The sequence below is a fragment of the Flavobacterium soyae genome (genome assembly GCF_045348165.1).
Classification (GTDB): domain Bacteria; phylum Bacteroidota; class Bacteroidia; order Flavobacteriales; family Flavobacteriaceae; genus Flavobacterium; species Flavobacterium soyae.
This window is the reverse complement of record NZ_CP150845.1, coordinates 2,258,414-2,277,927: the sequence shown is the minus strand read 5'-3', so window position 1 is coordinate 2,277,927 and position 19,514 is coordinate 2,258,414. Positions and strand designations below refer to the sequence as shown.

Sequence of the window (19,514 nt, the reverse complement as noted above, 5' to 3'; positions counted from 1 at the left end):
GAAAATTGTATTATTATGAGCACTTTAGAAATAAAATTAGAAATATTTGATAAACTAAAAAATGTTGAGGATGTCAGCCTGTTAGAAAAAACCAGAAATCTTCTAAAAAATGCAGATACTTCAGAAGTTTATCAATTTGAACAATATGAATTGGATATGCTGAGAGAAAGTGAAGAAGACATTAAATATGGAAGAGTCATTTCTCAAGAAGATTTAGATACGGAAGATTTAGAATGGCTGTCAGAATAATTTGGACTAATACAGCTGTTAATCAAAGAAGAAAAATATTGAATTATTTGGAATAAAAGAAATAAGTCAAAAACTTATTCAAGAAAGTTAGTTACAGAAATAACACAAAGAGTTAAGTTTCTAGTGAATAATCCTGAAATTTACGTTAAAACCACTTTTCCAGATATTAGATTCTCAACATTATGACATTATAATATATTTTATAGAATAACTACAAAAGAATTAATTGTCATAGCATTTTGGGATAATAGACGAAATCCAAAAATACTTTCTAAAATACTAAAAAGGTAATCATATAACACCCCGACTGGTTTTAAAAGCAGTCGGGGTTTGTTTTTTATATCTTATTGCTGTCGAATTAGATTGCGTAGACACACTGCTGTGCGTCTCTACTGAATATCTTTGTGTACATTTTCAGGTATCGTAAACCCGACAGGTTTTTAAAATGAATACTTCACCAACTTCTTATCATAAATATCTAAAACCTTTGTACTTTCTTTTGGAAGATCACCTTTCCATTTTTCCTGAACAGATGGATTTGATGGATATTTCCCATTCTTCATTTTTATAAGATGGAATGAACCACCGCTTTTCATTAAAAGATTATAAAATTTTTCAGTTGATGAAGTCGTTACATAAATAGGAAAATCAGTTACGGTGAAAGAATTGATTAAACTTCCTTTATTATTTAAAATATAACCAGAACAGCCCCCGCTTCCACAGAAATACGAATTAGAGAAACCAACAAAATATTCATTTTTCTGATCGTTATTTAAATCAAAAGCTTCGTAATAAAAGAACCTGTTTTCTTTTGTCAATACGGGAAGATCGTTCTTTAATAGAACCTTTAATTGCTTTCGAATTAATTTGGCTGCTTTATCTTCTTTTGCAGGAGCATCACTTACATCAGCAGTTCCTCCAATGGTTTTTGACAATGTATCCTGAATAATCGTTTTAATAATATTTTTTGATTCCGTTTTACTTTGACATGAATATAATGCCAGAATTGCGATTAGAATTAGAATTTTATTTTTCATAATCTGATATTTTAAATCTACATACTCATTTTCAAGTAATTAAATTACGAAAAATATTCGACAAGCAACCCGACAGTCCCGAAGTCTCTGGATAAGAACCTATCAGGTTTAATGCAGCGGATAATTTAAACTAATAATGCCGCTTTATTTTCAATATCATTTTGCTTCAATAATGATTTTATATTATTGAAAGTTACCAATGCAATCTGCGTTAAAGCTTCGTTGGTAAAAAACGCCTGATGCGCTGTTACCAAAACATTCGGAAAACTCATTAAACGCTGAATTGCATCATCCTGAATAATATCTGCAGATAAATCCCTGAAGAAAAGTTTTTCTTCCTGTTCGTAAACATCAATTCCTAAATAGCCAATTTTACCTTCTTTTAAACCTTCAATTACGCAGGAAGTTTCAATTAATCCGCCGCGGCTAGTATTAATAATCATTACGCTGTCTTTCATCAAAGCAATTGAATCTTTGTTAATTACATGCTTTGTTTGATCGTTTAGCGGACAGTGAAGTGAAATGATATCGCTCGATTTAAATATTTCTTCTAAACCAACAAAAGAAACACCGTCTTTAGCCATTTCCTCATTGGTTACAATATCATAAGCCAAAACTTTACAGCCAAAACCCAAAGCAATTTTTGCAAAAGCTTTTCCGATATTTCCCGTTCCAATAATTCCAATTGTTTTTCCAAACAAATCAAAACCTAATAATCCATTTAAAGAGAAATTTTGCTCACGAACCCTGTTATATGCTTTATGTGTTTTTCGGTTTAAAGTCAAAATCATTGCCATCGCATGTTCAGCAACTGCCTGCGGAGAATATGCCGGAACACGACAGACTTTTAAATTGTGTTTTTTTGCTGCTTCCAGATCGACATTATTAAAACCTGCGCAGCGTAATGCAATAATTTTTACATTTTTTTCTGCCAATTGTTTAATTACGGCTTCGTTTACAATGTCGTTTACAAAGACGCAGACAATTTTGGTTTTTTCAATTAAAATTACAGTTTGTGTGTTTAATTGTGTTTCGAAAAAATCCAGTTCAAAACCAAAATCAGCATTGTATTTATTGAAGAAAGCTTTATCGTAAGGCTGCGTTGAAAAGAAAGCAATTTTATTGTTTAACAAAGAGGAATTCATAATAATTTGTTTTTGGAAAATATTTTATTGGTCTTCTAAAAATAAGAAAATATTTTCAATATACAGGAAAGCTGCAGCTTTAAATATTTACATCTCAAAAAGTTAAATAAACAACAATTCACAATATTAATTAAACCTATTCAGTTTAATAAAGTCTAAATACTATAACCTTAAAAAAAGACAAATCATGAAAAAATTATTTATCGCAGCTATACTATTAGTTGGAATAGCAAGTTTTGCACAAGACACCGATCAAAAAACAGCACCTGAACAAAAAGAAAAATTAACTCCCGAACAGCGCAGCGAAAAACAATTAAAAAAGTTAACTACAGAATTGAGTTTAGATGCCAATCAACAAGCACAGGTAAAACAATTACTAGCTGAAAGAAGTGCTAAAGCAGAAAAATTCAGAGAAGCCAGAGAAGCAAAAAAGAACAGTGATGTAAAGCCAACTGCAGCTGAAAAAGAAGCTTTTAAAAATGAAATAAAAGCCGAAAAAGAAGCAAATGACGCAAAAATGAAAGCAATTCTAAACGCTGATCAATATGCAAAATGGCATTCTTTACAGGAAAAAAATAAAGACAAAGCCAGAGAAAAAATAAAAGAATACAAAAAAGAAAGCAACTAAATATAGTTTATACAAAGAGGCCGTTGAGCCTCTTTGTATTTTCAAATATTTTTAAAACCACATTATATTTTCATTAATAGTTTCTGTTAAATAAAAGATAAATCTGACAATCTCATTAAACTTATTAAATCTGTAGAAGTCTAATTGCAATAAACCTTTTAAAAAGACGAAAAATGAAAAAATTATTTATCGCAGCTTTATTGTTCGTTGGAATAGTAAGTTTTGCACAAGACATCAATCAGAAACCAGCACGTGATCAAAGAGAAAAATTAACTCCCGAACAGCGTAATGAAAAGCATTTACAAAAACTAACTTCTGATTTGAATTTAGATAAAAAACAGCAGGAACAAGTAAAGCAGCTTTTGGCAGAGAAAAGTGCTAAAGCGGAAAAGTTCAGAGATTCAAGAAAAGACAGTAAAACAAAACCTACTGCAGAAGAAAGAGAAGCTTTTAAAAAACAAATTACCGCCGAAAGAGAAGCCAACGATGCTAAAATGAAAGCCATTTTAAATGCGGATCAATACACAAAATGGACGGCTCTAAAAAAAGAACATGAAGGCCGCAGAGGAAAAGGAGATCATAAAGATCATAAAACACCACAGGAACGTAATCAGGCGCATTTACAAAAATTAACGACTGACTTAAATCTAAATGCTGATCAGCAAAAACAAGTAAGTGAACTTTTATCTGACAGAAGTACAAAAATGGAAATGCTTAAAAAAAGCAGAAGAGATTCTGGTGTACAGCCAACTGAAGCTGATAAAAAAGCCATGAAAAAACAAATGGAAGAAGATCACAAAGCTTATGATGCAAAAATGAAATCTATTTTAAATGCAGATCAATACAAAAAATGGACAGCAATTAAAAAAGAACATAAAGACAAAATGAAAGATCACCGAAAAGATAAAATGTAATTGAGATCAAAAAAAAGAGGCTGTCTCAAAAGTAAAATCAAGCTGTTGAGAATCGCGTAAACGGAAAATTTCTCCGATAGGTATCCGAATAAAAAAGAGGTTGTCTCGACTTTTGAGACAGCCTCTTTTTTGCTATTAAAATGTTTTCGAAACCTTATCGATCGCATTAATAGTAAAATCTAAATCTTCATATGTTAAAGCATCTGTAATAAACCATGTTTCGTATGCAGATGGTGCAATGTAAATCCCTTCCTGCAACAGTCCGTGGAAGAATTTCTTAAACGTTTCGTTATCTCCTTTTGCAGCCGTTTGAAAATCGGTAACCGGATCCCCATCAAAGTGAACAGAAATCATAGAACCTACTCTATTGATGGTAAAAACAACATTATTTGCTTTTAAAACTCTGTCAATTCCTGCTTCTAAATAAGCCGTTTTTTCTTCTAAACGAGTAAAAATTTCACGGTCATTGTCTAACGCTTTCAACATTGCATATCCAGCCGCCATTGCTAACGGATTTCCAGATAATGTTCCAGCCTGATAAACTGGACCAAGAGGTGCTAAATAATTCATGATTTCTTCGCGGGCAGCAAAAGCTCCAACCGGAAGTCCTCCGCCAATTACTTTTCCAAAAGTTACAATATCAGCATTAATATTATACAATTCCTGAACTCCTCCGCGGGCTAAACGAAAACCTGTCATAACCTCATCAAAAATCAATAAGATTCCGTTTGCTGTACACAATTCTCTTAAGCCTTCTAAGAAACCTTTTGCAGGCGGAATACAACCCATATTTCCTGCAACCGCTTCGATAATAATGGCCGCGATTTCTCCTTTATTCGCTTCGATTAAAGTTTTTACATTCTCTAAATCATTGTATTTGGCTAACAAAGTATCTTTTGCAGTTCCTTCTGTAACTCCTGGGCTGTTTGGCGATCCAAAAGTTACGGCTCCACTTCCTGCCTGAATCAAGAATGAATCAGAATGTCCGTGATAGCAGCCTGCAAATTTGATGATTTTATCTCTTTTTGTAAATCCGCGAGCCAGACGAATCGCACTCATACAAGCTTCTGTTCCAGAATTTACAAAACGTATTTTATCAATATTCGGAACCATAGAAACTGCCAAAGCAGCAATTTCTGTTTCCAGTTCTGTTGGCATTCCAAATGAAGTTCCCAGTTTTGCTTTTTCGATTACGGCATCAACAACCGGCTGATAAGCGTGTCCCAAAACCATTGGCCCCCAAGAGTTGATATAATCTATTAATTTGTTTCCGTCTTCATCATATAAGTAAGCGCCTTTGGCACTTTTTACAAAAATTGGAGTTCCGCCAACTGCTTTAAATGCTCTTACTGGTGAATTTACTCCTCCCGGAATTACTTTTTCTGCTTCAGCAAAAAGCTGACTACTTCTTTTATATAACATTCTTAATTTTAGATTTTAGAGTTTATATTTTAGATTTAATTACTTAAACCTTGATCTAAAACAAACTCATTAAAATATTTTTGATCTATTTGTTCTTCTTCTGAAAGCTCTTCTATTTTTCTATCAGACATTCCAATTGGTGAATAAAACGTCCACTTCCAAGTTGGTCTATATTTTATAAATAAATGTTTTGTGGCAAATTCATCATGAATATAAACTCCGCAAAAAAATCTAATTATTAAAACCGCTGCAAAAATAAAAATTCCAAATAAGATTTTCTTTTTCATTTATAATTAACAACTAACAATTGATAATTATTTTACTCTCAACTTCTGTCCTATCGAAAGCGCATTATCTGTCAGATTATTTTTTTGTTTTAAATCGTCAACTAATAAATTGAATTTTTTTGAAATTGAATACAAAGTATCTCCTTTTTGAACTTCGTACAAATTCGGATCGTTTGAGTTCATATTTAGCTTTGGATCAGAAGCCACATCATAAGATGATTTTCTTGCTGGAGCCGTTTTATTTATTGCAACGTAATTTTTTCCGGTTACCTGACAATCGTATTGATGCAGATTATAACGCTCGATATAACTAATTAATTTATCGGGATAATTAGGATCTGTTGCGTAACCCGCAGCCCGCAAACCTTTTGCCCACGATTTATAATCGTCTTTTTCGTAAGTGAATAAAGTCGCGTATCTGTTTTTTCCAACTAAAAATAAAGCATGATCTTTGTATGATTCTGCAGCTTCGGGATACTTTCTAAAACATTCCTGTGCCGAATCATCATCGTGACGAACACTTTCCCCAAGCCAGTCTTTATGGCATTTAATTCCGAAATGATTATTTGCTTCAAGCGCTAAATCTCCTTTTCCTGCACCCGATTCTAAGATTCCCTGCGCCAAAATAATACTAGCCGGAATTCCGTAAGTTTTCATATTTCCCATTGCAATATCTTTGAACTGCAAAATGTAATTATTGATTAAATCGCTGGTAACAACTGTTTTTGAAGTAGATTGAATAACCTCAGTTGTATTATTTGTAGAAGGATAATTTTTAACTGCTGGTTTGCTGTAAGCTGTTTTTTTCGTCGTCGCTACTCTTGGCTTCTGAACCGTCGTTTTTTTCGTCGCAGCGACAGCCGGTTTGCTTGACGAGCAGCTTGCCAAAACTATTATTGTAAAGAGCAGTACAATTTTTTTAATCATTTTTTTTGAGTATTGGTAATTTTTTCTGCTTCAATTTTATATTCATTCCTTCAATTCCCTGTAATCCGCCGGTGTGAATGAGTAATATTTTTGAATGTGCAGGAAAATAATTTTTGTTGATTAAATCTATAACGCCAAAAACCATCTTTCCTGTATAAATTGGATCTAAAGGCACTTTTGTTTCTTCAAAAAAACCATTGATAAATTCGATTAATTCTAAATTTATCTTGCCATAACCTCCAAAATGATAGTCAGAAATTAAATTCCAGTTATCTTTTTTTGCAAAAATACGAATTTCATCGTTTAAAAAATCACCTTTTAACGCCGGAAAGCCCAAAATTTTCTGATTTTCCTCAGCACTATTTATTAATCCCGAAATTGTCCCGCCCGTTCCAACAGCGCAGCAAACGTAATTAAAACTTGCATCTTCATCAGTTAAGATTTCTTCGCAGCCTTTTACGGCGAGTCCATTTGTTCCGCCTTCGGGAACTAAATAAAAATCGCCAAACTTCTCATTTAGTTTTTCTATATAGGAAGTTTCATTTTTTAAACGATACTCTTCGCGAGAAACAAATTCAAATTTCATTCCGTTTTCCTGGGCGAATTTTAAAGTTGGATTTTCTTCGATTTTATCAAAAAGTTCATCGCCGCGAATAATTCCGATCGTTTTAAAACCCTGCTCTTTTCCGGCAAAAGCCACCGCCGCAATATGATTCGAAAATGCACCGCCAAAAGTCAATAGAGTCTCTTTATTTTCGGCTTTCGCCTGAAGTAAATTGTATTTTAATTTTCGGAATTTATTGCCCGAAACAAACGGATGAATTAAATCTTCTCGCTTTATTGTCAAAGAAATATCATTGGGAAAATCAATAGAAATATGTTGATTGAAAACTGGGTTCATTTTTTAAAGTTGAAAGTCGAAAGTCAAAAGTCGAAAGTGATAATTCATGTCTTAATATCTTTAACGCTTAAAGCTTAAAGCCTATTGCTTATTGCCCACTTTAATGTAATGTAGAAACTGAAAAAAGGATCGGTTTTTCAGATAATTAAAATCGGTTTCTTTGGTGTAAGCCTCTCTTTCAAAACTGATATTTCGATAAGCTGTTTCCGCATTTTTATATTGAAGTAAACGAATTAAATATTCCAGAAAATACCAGATAAAAAACGGAATTACTAAAAGTTCTAACTGCTGTCGCAAATGGATTTTTTCATGATTAACAAAAACTGCATTTGCTTTATCAAAACCATATTTTACAATTACAAACGGAAATACAGCCATTCCGCGATATCCTTTCGGAATTAAATATTTGGCAACAATCAGAAACATTGGCTGTAAAATTTATAAATTTGTAGCTATAAAATTGTTCGATTTCAATAAAATCATAATCAAATATTTATATTTTTGATTTTTATATTATTCAAAAACGAACGCGAAGCAGATTTATGAAAGAGCAAAGTAATGAAAATAAATTAATCGAAGGCGAAGATTTTTACTATACACCCGAAGGTTACAAATGCTTTACTGAAAAACACCATTTAAAAAGAGGCTACTGCTGTAAAAGCGGCTGTCGTCATTGTCCGTACGGTTTTGATAAAAGAACGGGAGAAATAAGAAAAAAAGCTAATTAGTCAATTTGAAAATGTGCCAATTAGGTAATTCAAAAATCTAAAATCAACAATCTAAACTCTAAAATCATTAATGGATATCCATTCAAGAAAATTCAGGATTAAAATCCACAAGTCTTATCACAGGTCGGATATCCGTTATCCTTAGTTTTTTTTAATTAGAAAATGTGACAATATGGGAATTAGATAATTTAGATAAATTTTAAATTCAAAATTCCAATTGCATCAATTAAATGTTGATCACATTTAAACCTCAGAATTAAAAAAACAAAAAATTAATCTGTTGTTAATCTAACTAAAATATCTTAGCAACTTAGCATCTCTAAAAAAATGACTTTCAAGGAACAAATACAACAAGGGATTCCAAATATATTACCTCAAAAAGCAGCGTACGATCCGGCTATTAATCACGCTCCGAAAAGAAAAGAAATCCTTTCGGCTGAAGAAAAAAAGCTGGCTTTAAAAAATGCATTGCGTTATTTTGAACCAAAACATCACGCTGAATTAATTCCCGAATTTTCAGAAGAATTAGAAAAATACGGACGTATTTATATGTACCGCCTTCGCCCTGATTATAGAATGTACGCAAGACCAATTGACGAATATCCTGGAAAATCATTGCAGGCAAAAGCGATTATGCACATGATTCAGAATAACTTGGATTATGCCGTGGCACAGCATCCGCATGAATTAATAACGTATGGCGGAAACGGCGCTGTTTTCCAGAACTGGGCACAATATTTATTGACGATGCAGTATTTGTCTGAAATGACAGACGAGCAGACTTTAACGATGTATTCAGGACATCCTATGGGATTATTTCCTTCGCACAAAGAAGCGCCAAGAGTTGTGGTTACAAATGGAATGGTGATCCCAAATTATTCTAAACCGGACGATTGGGAAAAAATGAATGCGCTTGGAGTTTCGCAATACGGACAAATGACGGCGGGAAGTTATATGTATATTGGCCCGCAGGGAATTGTACATGGAACGACAATTACGGTTTTAAATGGTTTTAGAAAAATAAAACAAAATCCGGAAGGAAGTTTATTCGTAACTTCTGGTTTGGGCGGAATGTCTGGCGCACAGCCAAAAGCCGGAAATATTGCCGGATGTATTACGGTTTGTGCCGAAGTGAATCCGAAAATTACAAAAATCCGTCACGAACAAGGATGGATTAATGAAGTCGTAACTTCTACAGATGAATTGGTAGCGAGAGTAGCTTTGGCGAAAGCCAATAAAGAAACCGTTTCAATTGCTTATTTAGGAAATGTGGTGGACGTTTGGGAACGCTTTGATCAGGAAAATATCAAAATTGATTTAGGTTCAGATCAAACTTCGCTTCATAATCCGTGGGCTGGAGGTTATTATCCTGTTGGAATTTCTTTTGAAGAAGCAAATGATTTGATGGCTGAGAATCCGGATTTATTCAAAGAAAAAGTTCAGGAAACATTACGTCGTCACGCAGCAGCAATTAATAAACATACGGCGAAAGGAACTTACTTTTTTGATTACGGAAATGCGTTTTTACTTGAAGCTTCACGTGCCGGCGCAGATGTAATGGCAGCAAATAATATCGATTTTAAATATCCGAGTTACGTTCAGGATATTATGGGCCCAATGTGTTTTGATTACGGATTTGGACCTTTTAGATGGGTTTGTACTTCTGGAAAACCAGAAGATTTACAAAAAACAGATACCATCGCAAGTCAGATTTTAGAAGAATTAGCGAAGACTTCTCCAAGTGAAATTCAGCAGCAAATGCAGGATAACATTAAATGGATTAAAGGTGCGCAGGAAAATAAATTGGTTGTAGGTTCTCAAGCAAGAATTCTTTATGCTGATGCCGAAGGTAGAATTAAAATTGCTGAAGCTTTTAACCAAGCGATCGCAAAAGGCGAAATTGGAGCTGTTGTTTTAGGACGCGATCATCATGATGTTTCGGGAACTGATTCGCCTTACAGAGAAACTTCAAACATCTACGATGGATCTCGTTTTACGGCCGATATGGCGATCCAAAACGTAATTGGTGACAGCTTTAGAGGAGCAACCTGGGTATCAATTCATAACGGCGGCGGAGTTGGCTGGGGAGAGGTTATAAACGGCGGATTTGGTATGGTTCTTGATGGTTCTAAAGAGGCTTCAAAGCGTTTAGCATCAATGCTTTTTTGGGATGTGAACAACGGAATTTCAAGAAGAAGCTGGGCCCGAAATGACGAAGCTATTTTTGCTATAAAAAGAGCGATGCAAGTCGAGCCTTTATTAAAAGTAACTTTACCAAATATTGTTGACGAAAGTCTGCTTTAGTTAAAGTTTTTTAAAAAAATTTTATCATAAACGCAATGTTATCCTGAGCGAAGTCGAAGGCTGGTAAGCAAAAAAGGGCTTCGACTTCGCTCAGCCTGACAAACGTAAAAGCTGCTTTTATGATAAAACAAACAGAACAAGAACATTAAATTTCTAATAATTATGAAAACATTCAAGTTAGTTCCGATTTTTCTGCTTTTGATACTTTCATCCTGCAGCAGTGTTACTGTTTATTCTGATTACGACAAAAATGTCGATTTTGCGCCTTATAAAACTTATGCTTTCTTTAAGCCCGGAATTGACAAAGTTGAGATTTCAGATTTGGATAAAAGACGTATTCTTCACGCCATTGATAATGAAATGGCAGCAAAAGGTTTCACAAAAAGTGATAATCCTGATTTATTAGTAAACATTTTTACAAAATCTAGAGAACAGGTAAATGTAAACCAATTTAGCGCTGGCTGGGGTTACGGCTGGGGCTGGGGTTGGAATCCTTATATGATGTACGGCGGACAAACTACGGTTTCGACTTCTACAGAAGGAACTTTGTATATTGATTTAATCGATGCCAAAAAGAAAGAAATGATCTGGCAGGGTGAAGGTTTAGGAACTTTGACTAAAAACGTTGATAAAAAAGACGAAAAAATTGCTGAGTTCGTAAACAAAATTTTAGCTCAATATCCGCCGGTTAAAAAGTAGTATTCAGTTTTCAGTATTTAGTTTTTTTTACAAAACTGCTGTTTATTACTTCGAAAAAAATAAGTACATTTGTTACTCTATCAGTTAAAAATGAAAAACTTTAATAACATTATTATCGCGATTATCAGCATTATTGCAATTCAGCAATGATGGCGAGGTGTTATATAAATAAGTAAAATATAATTTATAAAAACCTCCCACATCGGGAGGTTTTTTATTTTTAAGAAGATTAAAAACGAAATATTTTTTTGCCACAGATTTAAAGGATTATAATGATTTTTTTAATCTGTGGAAATCCTTTAAATCTGTGGCAAAAAATAAAAAACAAACAAATTATGAGTTTATTTAACGAAGTACTTAACGCAAAAAAGCAGCTAGAAAATGTAGTTGCCGCGACGCCCCTTACCCAAAATTTAAATCTTTCAGACGAGTTTAAATCGACTATTTTATTAAAACGGGAAGATTTGCAAATTGTTCGCTCATATAAAATTAGAGGTGCTTACAACAAGATTTCTACGTTAAATGATAAAGAAAAAGCAAATGGAATTGTTTGTGCCAGCGCAGGAAACCATGCGCAGGGAGTTGCTTACTCCTGTAATCTGCTGCATATAAAAGGTAAAATTTACATGCCAAAAACAACTCCAAAACAAAAAGTAAAACAAGTACAATTGTTTGGAAAATCGTTTGTTGAAATTGTTTTAACGGGAGATACTTTTGATGATGCTTACGGATCGGCAACGGCAGATGCAATTAAAAATCATAAAACATTTATTCATCCTTTTGATGATGAAAAAGTTATTGCCGGACAAGGAACTGTAGGACTTGAAATTTTGGAAAGTTATACAAAACCAATCGATTATGTTTTTGTTCCGATTGGCGGCGGCGGACTTGCTTCTGGTTTATCTGAAGTTTTCAGGCATTTAAGTCCTAATACTAAAATCATCGGCGTTGAGCCAAAAGGCGCTCCTTCGATGAAAACTTCCATTGAAGAAAATAAAAATACCCCGCTTAAAACAATCGACAAATTTGTTGATGGCGCGGCTGTAAAACAAGTAGGCGATAAAACTTTTGAAATCTGCCGTTATAATCTGGAAGATATTATTTTGGTTCCCGAAGGTAAAGTCTGCACGACCATTTTACGATTGTACAATGAAGAAGCTATGGTTGTAGAACCTGCAGGTGCTTTAACAATTGCCGCTTTGGATTTTTATAAAGATAAAATTAAAGGCAAAAATGTAGTATGCGTAGTGAGCGGAAGTAATAATGACATTGAAAGAACTGCCGAAATCAAAGAACGTTCTTTACTTTATGAAGGTTTAATGCATTATTTTATGATCCAGTTTCCGCAGCGTCCCGGAGCTTTAAAAGAATTTGTAAACAATATTTTAGGGCCGGATGATGATATTACTTATTTTCAGTTTGCAAAGAAAAACAGCCGTGAAGTTGGTTCTGTTATTGTTGGTTTAGAATTGAAAAAGAAAAAAGATATTCTGCCTATCAAAATGAAAATGACACAATACGGATTTGAATTTCAATACTTAAACGATAATCAGGATTTGTTTACACAACTTATTGGATAAAAAATAAAAGGCTGCCTAAAAATTAGACAGCCTTTTAAACATCAATATAAAATTACTAATTGAATTCTCGATTTGTAATTATTGCTTTAATATTTTTTTAGAATAAGATCCCTGACTATCCGTTACTCTTACTACATAAACTCCTTTTGGAAGTCTTGAAATTTCGATTTCTGCTTGATTTCCTTTTACAAAGTTTACATTCTTTTTCAAGATGCTTTGTCCCGCAATATTGAATATTGCTACATCGGCACTCCCTTCATGATTGGTATCAATTTTTAAATAATCGTTTGCCGAATTAATAAAAATAGCCATATCGTTTGTGCTTTCACCATCTTCTGTTATTGTCAAAGCTTTTTTTGCTGTCGATTCAACCTGAACAAACTGCCATTGCTGATTCAGTCCGCCCGTGTAATCCCAAACCTGAATATTAGCGCCATTTGCTGTAGAAACATTTTCAACATCAAGTGATTTACCTGTATTTACATTGGTAATTTTATAGTATCCGCCGCCAAGACTTGCAACCGTCCATTTAAATTCATTAGAGCTAGAGAACGTTTTTTGCTGTACTTTCAATCCATTTGCTGTTCCATTATTTTCAACTGCCAAATACATTCCGGTTGATTTTACAATGATGTAATAATTCCCTGCTCCGTCAGAAACAAATTTCCAGCGCTGGTTATTTCCGCCGCCGCCTGTTACATCATATTGCTGTATTCTTCCGCCGCTTGCAGTTGAATTATCTGCTACATCCAGTCCTTTATTACTATTTCTTGAAATAATATTATAATACCCCGGAAAACCAGTTGGAGGTGGTGTTCCTGCTCCCCAGGTAAAAGTAACTGCTGATGATCCCGGAACTGTATAGTTAAATGCTGATGATCCTGAAACTACTTTTATGGTATTTGATCCTCCTGAGTTGTAAATTACAAGTGCGGTTGAGCCATCAGGATTTTTAAATCCAACAGATAAAATACTGCCGTTTGTACTTGAAGAACCAATTCTTACTGCACCCGGTTTTACATATTTAGAAATTTGACCAATAATATAATAGGCCACATTTTTAGTATAACTTGTGCTGTTATTAACTGTAATCGCTCCTAAACAAGTATTACATCCACCCGGAGTTCTTGGCCCTAAACTTGAATTGTTTGCAGCATTCCATTCTAAAACTGTTTTAGACCAGTTGTTTGTACTCCCAATAACAACGTTTTGCATGTGCCAGCCAAAATCTCCGCCAAAGCTTCCGCCAGAACCTGTGTATTGTTCTGTAAAATAAACGTTTTTGTTTGTTGAATTTCGTACTGTAGACATAGCCGAAATATTTCCTAAATATAAATGGAATGCCGCTCCGTCAACATAACTGCTGTTATTTAAAACATCAATTGGATATGCTGTATTGTCGCAGTTGTGATCAAAAGCAATAATTTTTACTCCTCCGTATCCAGCTGCAGCCAATTGAGGCCCAAGTTGTTGATTGATAAAATTCTTTTGTTCTGTAGAATTCATCAGCATACTTGGTTCGTTGTGCGGATTTTCAGGTTCGTTTTGTGGAGTAATTCCCCAAATCGGTATTCCCTGCGCCTGCATTGCCGCAATATATTTTACAAAATATTTTGCATAAGCGGCATAATATTGTGTCTGCAGACTTCCGCCAATCCAGGAACCGTTGGTTTTCATCCAGCGTGGCGCTGACCAAGGTGTTGCTAAAATTTTAATGTTCGGATTTATCAGCTGAATTTTTTTGATAATCGGAATTAGATACGTTAAATCCGGTCCGTTTAAACTGAAGTTATTCATGTTAGTATCTCCGGAAGTTTCGTTATAACTATACGAAGAGTTACTTAAATCTGAAGCTGCAATACTAATACGAATTACACTTGCGTTTAATCCTGTATTAGGATTGTACAAATCATTCAATAATTGGTTTTGCTGCGTTGGTGCCATTCCGCTGATTACTTCGGCACTTCCTTCGGTAAGAGTGTAACCAAAGCCGTCCATTGTTTGGTACGTTGTTCCTGCATTAACTGTAACTGTAGAAGGATTTGTTCCTGAGTTTGTTCCGAAACTTACAGTTGCCTGCTGTTGTAATAATCTCGTTTGATCACCTGATGTTATAAAAGGTGTAACCGTCTGTGCATTTGTTTTGGTAATAAATAAAAGCATTATAATAATGACTTGTGTCATAAAAGCTCTTACTCGGTTTGTAGGTTTTTGAGTAGTTTTGCGCATCTTTTTTGTGGTTTTTGTGGTTTGTTGATAGTTAAATTTTTCTCATTTTATTATGATTATTTTTATTAAAACGATTCAAAAATATATCAATTTTCACGAAATCGTTATAATTACAACTTTACAAATACACATCATTTGTAAATATTACCTTAACAAAAACACATCTTTATTTTTTATAAACAATTAAAAACCAATTATTTAAAATATTAAAAACCATAAAAAACTTACATTTAAATTTCAGTTTTTACAAAACTTTTAAAATCAGTAATTAAATTATCGTTTTTGATTCCCAAATACAACTTATAATTATTTCATAAATGACAAATATCATGGAACGAACCTGAAGTTATATCGTATTTTTGCATTTCAATTTTATTAGAAAACATGGAAACGCTTAAAGATATTTCGACCATAGAGGATATTAAACAAATGGTGAACAGCTTTTATGATAATGTTAGAAAAGATGATCTAATTGGTCCTATTTTTAATGATAAATTACAAGATCGCTGGGAGCCGCATTTGCAAAAAATGTATGGTTTTTGGCAGACTATTTTGTTTGATGTTCGCGCTTATTCGGGAACACCTTTTCCTCCGCACAAACAATTACCGGTAGATAAAACTCATTTTGACCGCTGGATACAAATTTTCAATACTACAATCGATGCGCAGTTTGCAGGAGTAATTACCGAAGAAGCAAAAATGCGTGCCACAAATATGGCTTTTATGTTCAATCACAAAATTGAGTATTTTAGAAATGCCAAAAATGAGTTGCGAAATTCATCGGGTAAATCTTAAAATAGCTGACAAATTAAATTTGGATACTATTTTAAATTAAATAAATTTGATTGACCCAAATACTATCAAAAACCAATCAACTATTTAAAATGAAAAAAATTATTCTATTCTTTATAATCTGTTTCTCTTTTCTAAATCATTTAAACGCGCAATCACAAGCACCTGCTTTTAATTTATACAAAGGAACTGTCGATGGAAAAACTCCAATAACAGTTTATATTAAAACCGAAGAAAATCCATGTACTGCCGATTTGATGTATACGTCTATGTATCGATATGACAAATCAAAAAAATGGATTCAGCTTGATATTACTCAGAATAAAAAGAAAGAAAATGAATTTGTTTTAGTCGAACACGGTTTTAGCGGTGTTTTAATTTTAAAGAAAACCGGAAATACTTTTACGGGATTATGGATTAGTTCTGATGCTAAAAAACAATTACCAGTCGACTTGAAAGAAGCCTCAATGACGAAGAAAGAGCTGGAAAACTTCGAGAAAACATTGGAAAAAGTTAATTATGAAAATAATGACTGCTAAAATTTAGTTTTCCGCTAACTTCAAAAAATCTATAAAAGCGCAATAAAAATCACTTTCGAATAAAAATTTTGTGATGAATAGCAAAAAATAGCGACCTAAATTCGTAATTTTACATTCTAATCTACAACGTTTTCGAAATGAATGCATCTATAGAAACAAATCCGTTATTAGAACGATTGCCAAAACATTTAAAGCAATTTATTAAACCTCAGGATTATAGTGATTATACACCAATCAATCAGGCGGTTTGGCGATATGTTATGCGTAAAAATGTAGATTACCTTTCAAAAGTTGCACATCATTCGTATTTAGAAGGTTTACGTAAAACAGGAATCGAAATTGATTCTATTCCGAGTATGTACGGAATGAACCGTATTCTAACTGAAATTGGCTGGGCTGCAGTTGCCGTTGACGGATTTATTCCGCCAAATGCTTTTATGGAGTTTCAGGCTTATAATGTTTTGGTTATTGCATCAGATATCCGTCAATTAGAACATATTGAATATACCCCTGCACCAGATATTATTCACGAAGGTGCCGGCCACGCTCCTATTATTGCCAATCCTGAATATGCAGAATATTTGAGACGTTTTGGTGAAATTGGCTGTAAAGCAATCTCATCTCACAAAGATTATCAAATGTATGAAGCGATTCGTTTGCTTTCTATTTTAAAAGAAGCCGAAGATACGCCACAAGAAAAAATCGATGAGGCCGAAAAAGCGGTTGCTGATTTACAAAATGATATGGGCGAATTGTCTGAAATGGCTCAAATTAGAAACCTGCATTGGTGGACGGTTGAATACGGCTTGATTGGAACAGTTGAAAATCCAAAAATTTATGGTGCCGGATTACTTTCTTCAATTGGTGAAAGTGCCTGGTGTATGACCGATAATGTAAAGAAAATCCCTTATGATATTTCTGCAGCCAATCAAAATTTTGATATTACGCAGTTGCAGCCTCAGCTTTATGTAACGCCTACTTTTTCTTATTTAAGTTTAGTTCTGGAAGAATTTGCTAATAAAATGGCACTTCGTACCGGAGGACTTTCGGGAATTAAAAAATTAATTCAATCCAATGCTTTAGGAACAATTGAATTGAGTACTGGTTTACAAGTTTCCGGAGTTTTCACAAATGTTATTGAAGAAGAAGGAAAACCAGTCTATATTCAGACAACCGGAAAAACAGCTTTATCATACCGTGAAAAAGAATTAGTAGGACACGGAACTCTAACGCACCCACATGGATTTGGAAGTCCGATTGGGAAACTGAAAGGTTTTAATCTGGCAATTGAAGATATGAGTCCGAAGGATTTACAGGCTTACAGTATTGTTGAAAACGAAACTGTAAAACTGGAATTTGAAGGTAATATTATTGTTGAAGGTGAAATTATTACGGGCTCTAGAAACTTACACGGAGAAATCATTTTAATCAGTTTTAGAAATTGTACGGTTACTCATGGCGAAACTGTTTTGTTTCAGCCAGATTGGGGAAATTACGATATGGCAATTGGTAAAAAAGTGATTTCGGCATTTTCTGGCCCGGCAGATGTAAATAGTTTTGACTTGATCAATATTGTGCCAACAACTAAAACAATAAAAGCAAAACATACTGATGAACGTGATGAATTGGAGAATTTATATGCGTTAGTTAGAGATATTAGAAAAAATAAAGGTTCTAAAACGGAGCTGAAATCTATTTTTGAAAACCTAAAAAATAGTCATTCAAACGATTGGTTATTATCTGTTGAAATTGCGGAACTTTTAAAAGATTCAGATGAAAAACAGCTTTTACAGGAAGTGTTGGTTTATTTGGATCAATTGAAAGAAAAACGTCCTGAAATTGCGCATTTGATTTCTGGGGGATTGGATTTGATTTTTGATAGTTCTTTGCCGCATTTGCCACAAAGACACTAAGACGCTAAGTTTTTTATTGCCTTTTTGTTTTTTGCCCGCAGATTTTACTGATTTAAACTGATATATGCAGTTTTTTTTAATCTTACAAAGTCTCAAACTTTTTTAGTTGCCTCCTGCTTTAGCTGGAGGAAAAAATAAAGCCAACTATAGAGGCTTTAGCCAAAATAAGAGTTTTGGCTAAAGCCTTTTAAATTTCTTCATGTATACCTCCAGCTAAAGCAGGAGGCAATTTAAAATCATTTTAGTCCTTTATCCCGTCACAAACTTTTTTTAGTTGCCTCCTGCTTTAGCTGGAGGAAAAAAATAAAGCCAACTATAGAGGCTTTAGCCAAAACTCATTTTTTGGCTAAAGCCTTTTTAAATTTCTTCATACATACCTCCAGCAAAAGCAGGAGGCAATTTAAAATCATTTTGATCCTTTATCTATAACCATCAGAAGTGACAAAAAAATTCTTCGCATCTTAGTGCCTTTGTGGCAAACCTCTACAACTTCAAATCCTGATTTAATTCGCTTTCAGATTCAATAGTTTTTCCGTTATATTGTAGTTTCCAGCCCATAGAATTTGTCATAATTAAGATCTTAGACAATTCGCTTATTAATCGGTTTTGGGCGTTTGTTTTTAGGGTTGATTTTTCGATTTTTTTTGCCAGATTGGCTTTTACCGATTTATTGATTTTATTGTAATCGTCGCCCGTAAACGGATTCAGTTTGCTTTGTTCGACATCATAAAACTGAATATCAGGATTAATCGTGATTTCTTCTTTTGGGATATTTAGAATCGTAATGGTTTTGTTTTTTTCGTCGATATCGTATTTCATTTTATGCAAATCGTAGGCAACGGTAACATTGGCATTTACCACAATAAGTGCCTTTTTTTCAAATGAAATCATATCCATCAAATACTTCTGCTGATTTTTATACGTGATTACTTCAGAGAAATGTCCTTCGGTAACCACCAGTTTTCCAACATTTAAAATTTGCTGCTGAATTAAATTGGTATTATAATCGATTGTAGAGTCGTCATCTTTTTTAAACTGGCAGTATTTAAAAGCCAGAACAATGACTAAAATAGTAATACCGATACTAATAATTCTTTTAACTAAGTTTTGCATTCCTGTAAAATATTTAGACGAATTTACTTCTTTTTTTCGAAGCTTACTAAAGTTTTTTTGCCACGAATTTCACGAATTTCCACTAATTCTATGTGTTGTATTTATGG

19 protein-coding genes are annotated in these 19,514 nt (G+C 33.7%); 10 read left to right on the top strand and 9 right to left on the bottom strand.

The annotated features are described in order from the left end of the window. Positions 1–15 precede the first annotated feature (15 nt). Complete coding sequence (locus AABD74_RS09840; protein WP_406845412.1) at positions 16–249, top strand: hypothetical protein; 234 nt, start codon at positions 16–18, stop codon at positions 247–249. 440 nt (positions 250–689) lie between these two features. Here AABD74_RS09840 and AABD74_RS09835 read toward each other — a convergent pair whose 3' ends face one another. Beyond that, positions 690–1,286 carry a hypothetical protein gene (locus AABD74_RS09835; RefSeq protein WP_406845411.1) on the bottom strand — a complete coding sequence of 199 codons (597 nt, stop codon included), beginning with the start codon at positions 1,284–1,286 and terminating at the stop codon, positions 690–692. Between the two features lie 125 nt (positions 1,287–1,411). Further along, positions 1,412–2,431, bottom strand: a complete 1,020-nt coding sequence (locus AABD74_RS09830; protein WP_406845410.1) for a 2-hydroxyacid dehydrogenase — start codon at positions 2,429–2,431, stop codon at positions 1,412–1,414. Positions 2,432–2,618: 187 nt separating this feature from the next. Between AABD74_RS09830 and AABD74_RS09825 the strand changes: the two genes are divergently transcribed. Then, positions 2,619–3,059: a hypothetical protein gene (locus AABD74_RS09825; protein WP_406845409.1), complete on the top strand. Its 441-nt coding sequence runs from the start codon at positions 2,619–2,621 to the stop codon at positions 3,057–3,059. A 173-nt stretch (positions 3,060–3,232) separates the two neighbouring features. Further along, on the top strand, positions 3,233–3,973 hold the full coding sequence (locus AABD74_RS09820) for a hypothetical protein (protein ID WP_406845408.1): 741 nt from the start codon (positions 3,233–3,235) through the stop codon (positions 3,971–3,973). Positions 3,974–4,108: 135 nt separating this feature from the next. Here the strand turns inward: AABD74_RS09820 and hemL are convergent, their stop codons facing one another. The 5 genes from hemL to AABD74_RS09795 all read right to left on the bottom strand — a co-directional run bounded on the left by hemL (position 4,109) and on the right by AABD74_RS09795 (position 7,936). After that, positions 4,109–5,395 (bottom strand): glutamate-1-semialdehyde 2,1-aminomutase, encoded by a 1,287-nt coding sequence (gene hemL / locus AABD74_RS09815; protein ID WP_406845407.1) that lies wholly within the window; start codon positions 5,393–5,395, stop codon positions 4,109–4,111. A 35-nt stretch (positions 5,396–5,430) separates the two neighbouring features. Beyond that, on the bottom strand, positions 5,431–5,682 hold the full coding sequence (locus AABD74_RS09810; protein ID WP_232682898.1) for a hypothetical protein: 252 nt from the start codon (positions 5,680–5,682) through the stop codon (positions 5,431–5,433). Between the two features lie 27 nt (positions 5,683–5,709). Next, positions 5,710–6,609, bottom strand: a complete 900-nt coding sequence (locus AABD74_RS09805) for a glucosaminidase domain-containing protein (RefSeq protein WP_406845406.1) — start codon at positions 6,607–6,609, stop codon at positions 5,710–5,712. Continuing rightward, positions 6,602–7,510 carry a 1-aminocyclopropane-1-carboxylate deaminase/D-cysteine desulfhydrase gene (locus AABD74_RS09800; protein WP_232682900.1) on the bottom strand — a complete coding sequence of 303 codons (909 nt, stop codon included), beginning with the start codon at positions 7,508–7,510 and terminating at the stop codon, positions 6,602–6,604. The genes AABD74_RS09805 and AABD74_RS09800 overlap by 8 nt, the downstream gene beginning before the upstream one ends. Positions 7,511–7,591: 81 nt before the next feature. After that, positions 7,592–7,936 carry a hypothetical protein gene (locus AABD74_RS09795; RefSeq protein WP_232682901.1) on the bottom strand — a complete coding sequence of 115 codons (345 nt, stop codon included), beginning with the start codon at positions 7,934–7,936 and terminating at the stop codon, positions 7,592–7,594. Between the two features lie 116 nt (positions 7,937–8,052). Here AABD74_RS09795 and AABD74_RS09790 point away from each other — a divergent pair, with 116 nt between their 5' ends. From AABD74_RS09790 to ilvA, 4 genes are all read left to right on the top strand, one after another. Further along, positions 8,053–8,238 carry a DUF5522 domain-containing protein gene (locus AABD74_RS09790; protein WP_073418076.1) on the top strand — a complete coding sequence of 62 codons (186 nt, stop codon included), beginning with the start codon at positions 8,053–8,055 and terminating at the stop codon, positions 8,236–8,238. 327 nt (positions 8,239–8,565) lie between these two features. Next, positions 8,566–10,542 carry a urocanate hydratase gene (locus AABD74_RS09785; protein WP_406845405.1) on the top strand — a complete coding sequence of 659 codons (1,977 nt, stop codon included), beginning with the start codon at positions 8,566–8,568 and terminating at the stop codon, positions 10,540–10,542. Between the two features lie 162 nt (positions 10,543–10,704). After that, entirely contained in the window at positions 10,705–11,241 is a 537-nt protein-coding gene (locus AABD74_RS09780) for a DUF4136 domain-containing protein (protein WP_053470523.1), read from the top strand. Between the two features lie 335 nt (positions 11,242–11,576). After that, complete coding sequence (ilvA, locus tag AABD74_RS09775; RefSeq protein ID WP_180858554.1) at positions 11,577–12,821, top strand: threonine ammonia-lyase IlvA; 1,245 nt, start codon at positions 11,577–11,579, stop codon at positions 12,819–12,821. Between the two features lie 78 nt (positions 12,822–12,899). Here the strand turns inward: ilvA and AABD74_RS09770 are convergent, their stop codons facing one another. Then, positions 12,900–15,050, bottom strand: a complete 2,151-nt coding sequence (locus AABD74_RS09770) for an RICIN domain-containing protein (protein WP_406845404.1) — start codon at positions 15,048–15,050, stop codon at positions 12,900–12,902. Between the two features lie 384 nt (positions 15,051–15,434). Here AABD74_RS09770 and AABD74_RS09765 point away from each other — a divergent pair, with 384 nt between their 5' ends. The 3 genes from AABD74_RS09765 (at position 15,435) to AABD74_RS09755 (ending at position 18,294) form a co-directional block, all read left to right on the top strand. Beyond that, on the top strand, positions 15,435–15,845 hold the full coding sequence (locus tag AABD74_RS09765) for a group III truncated hemoglobin (RefSeq protein ID WP_406845403.1): 411 nt from the start codon (positions 15,435–15,437) through the stop codon (positions 15,843–15,845). Between the two features lie 89 nt (positions 15,846–15,934). Then, on the top strand, positions 15,935–16,381 hold the full coding sequence (locus AABD74_RS09760) for a hypothetical protein (RefSeq protein ID WP_406845402.1): 447 nt from the start codon (positions 15,935–15,937) through the stop codon (positions 16,379–16,381). A gap of 137 nt (positions 16,382–16,518) precedes the next feature. Further along, the gene (locus AABD74_RS09755; RefSeq protein WP_406845401.1) at positions 16,519–18,294 is read left to right on the top strand and encodes an aromatic amino acid hydroxylase; all 1,776 of its coding nucleotides are present in this window, start codon (positions 16,519–16,521) and stop codon (positions 18,292–18,294) included. 483 nt (positions 18,295–18,777) lie between these two features. Here the strand turns inward: AABD74_RS09755 and AABD74_RS09750 are convergent, their stop codons facing one another. Next, positions 18,778–19,407 carry a DUF4230 domain-containing protein gene (locus AABD74_RS09750; protein ID WP_232682908.1) on the bottom strand — a complete coding sequence of 210 codons (630 nt, stop codon included), beginning with the start codon at positions 19,405–19,407 and terminating at the stop codon, positions 18,778–18,780. Between the last annotated feature and the right edge of the window lie 107 nt (positions 19,408–19,514).